Raw genomic sequence first — 769 nt, forward strand, 5'->3', positions numbered from 1 at the left:
AGACAATCACGCTGGCGTCGGGCGCAGTGCAGATGAGCGTCACCCGTACCGACGGCGACGGCGACACCGCCACCGACTCCGGCAACGACATCGGCCTGCTCGTCAAGTTCGACGATGACGGGCCGACAATCACGGCCGTGACGAGCGGCACGGCATCGGTGCGCCACGACGAGACCGCCGGGGTGCAGTCCGACACCGACGTCGACGGCACGGCGTTCGCCTTCGGTTCGACGACGATCGCGTCGCTGTTCACCAACGTGCCGTCGCCTGGCGACGATCCGGATGTGGCAGGTACCGGCGCAATCGGCTTCGCCCGCAGCACCGCTTCGCTGCTGACCGTGACGGGCAGCGCCGGGGCCGATGGGCCGGCGGCGCAGGAACTCAGCTATGCGTTAAGCGTCAACAACGGCACCGACTCGGGGGTCGAGACAACCGCGGGCACTAAAATCTTCTTGTACAACGGCACTGGCAGCGCCGCAGGCCTGATTCTCGGCAGGGTCGGCACCGAGAACACGGGAGGTGACACCGCCGATCCCGCCGGTACGGTGGCTTTCGCGCTGGCGACGAACGCGACCACAGGCGAGGTCTTCCTCGCCCAGTATCTGTCGTTGAAGCATCCGACCGGCGGCGCCTCGTACGATGAGACAATCACGCTGGCGTCGGGCGCAGTGCAGATGAGCGTCACCCGTACCGACGGCGACGGCGACACCGCCACCGACTCCGGCAACGACATCGGCCTGCTCGTCAAGTTCGACGATGACGGGCCGAC

The 769-nt window shown here is 67.2% G+C and carries 1 protein-coding gene; it reads left to right on the forward strand.

The window, feature by feature from the left end:
• Positions 1-32: 32 nt before the first annotated feature.
• On the forward strand, positions 33-769 hold a 737-nt coding region (locus tag EOA24_RS39920; RefSeq protein WP_245502002.1), incomplete at its 3' end, for a DUF5801 repeats-in-toxin domain-containing protein.

Origin of the sequence: Mesorhizobium sp. M2A.F.Ca.ET.039.01.1.1 (assembly GCF_003998035.1) — a bacterium.
Taxonomy (GTDB): domain Bacteria; phylum Pseudomonadota; class Alphaproteobacteria; order Rhizobiales; family Rhizobiaceae; genus Mesorhizobium.